The sequence below is a fragment of the Vibrio sp. 10N.222.48.A3 genome, assembly GCF_041475345.1.
GTDB lineage: Bacteria > Pseudomonadota > Gammaproteobacteria > Enterobacterales > Vibrionaceae > Vibrio > Vibrio tasmaniensis_A.
Genome location: NZ_JBFRVX010001211.1, coordinates 1 through 1187 on the forward strand (window position 1 = coordinate 1; position 1187 = coordinate 1187).

The window sequence follows — 1187 nt, forward strand, 5'->3', positions numbered from 1 at the left end:
AAGCATTAGCGAAGACTGTTTTGAGCAGACTTTGAAAAAGGCGACCTTAGTGTCGCCTTTTTAATACCCGCTATCTTTTAAACCGCGTCTGTCTAAGCTCATCAAGATAGCCCACACGTAAAATTCAATTCTAATACTGACTCTGCTTGTTACTCATGAAAAATCAAGCATCACTCTAGTCAGCATTTGAATTCAATTTCCTTAGAAGGATCATGTAATGGATTTATCTACTCTACCTGCACTGTCGGTACTTTCTGACAACGTCACTATCGTTGAGCACGAAGGTGTAAAACTAGTTCGTGTTATCCACGATAAAGCAAACGCAGCGATTTCGTTGTTTGGTGGTCATGTCGTGTCATTCCAACCGCAAGGTCAAGAAGACCTAATTTGGATGAGCCAACAAGCTAAATTCGATGGCAAAACGGCTCTGCGTGGTGGTATTCCAGTATGTTGGCCTTGGTTTGGTCGCATTGCAGCCCCAGCACATGGTTTTGCACGTTCAAGCGAATGGCAATTGGTTGAGCACCGTGAAAGCGAAGCTGGCGTGATTGTTAGCTTAGGTCTGAAGCCAAGCGAAGAGACGCTAGCAGTATGGCCTCATCAGTTTGATGCACGTTTGAATGTTGAGATCGGCGAGCAGCTAAAAGTAACGCTGGACGTGAAGAACACTGATTCTCAGCCATGGACTTTCTCTGGTGCACTGCACACTTACCTAAACGTTGGCGATATTCACAACACAACCACAACGGGTATGGGTGCTGAGTACATTGATAGCCTACAAGGTGGCAAGATCTGCCAAGGTGGTGCTGAACTGGTACTGACTGACACGATTGACCGCGTTTACACGCAACCAGAAACGCAAATCTTTGTTGCTGACAAAAAGCTGGATCGCACACTAACGGTTGAAAACCACGGTCATAACTCTGCGGTACTTTGGAACCCGTGGGCGGAAGGGGCTGCAAGTATGGGCGACATGCAAGACGACGGTTATCTAACCATGATGTGTGTCGAGTCAACACTGCACGCACCAAGCCTAGAAGCAGGCAAAACGTTACAGCCTGGCGAAAGCCACCAGCTGATTACAGTGATTGCTTCGAAATAAACTTAAAGCTACGCCAATTAGATACGAAAATGCAGCCCATGAGCTGCATTTTTATTGCCCCTAACCCTCTCTATCTCTATCTCTA

The 1187-nt window shown here is 46.3% G+C and carries 1 protein-coding gene; it reads left to right on the top strand.

From position 1 onward, the window contains the following. Nucleotides 1-217 precede the first annotated feature (217 nt). Nucleotides 218-1102: a D-hexose-6-phosphate mutarotase gene (locus AB4653_RS25105; protein ID WP_009848659.1), complete on the top strand. Its 885-nt coding sequence runs from the start codon at nucleotides 218-220 to the stop codon at nucleotides 1100-1102. Nucleotides 1103-1187: the final 85 nt, after the last annotated feature.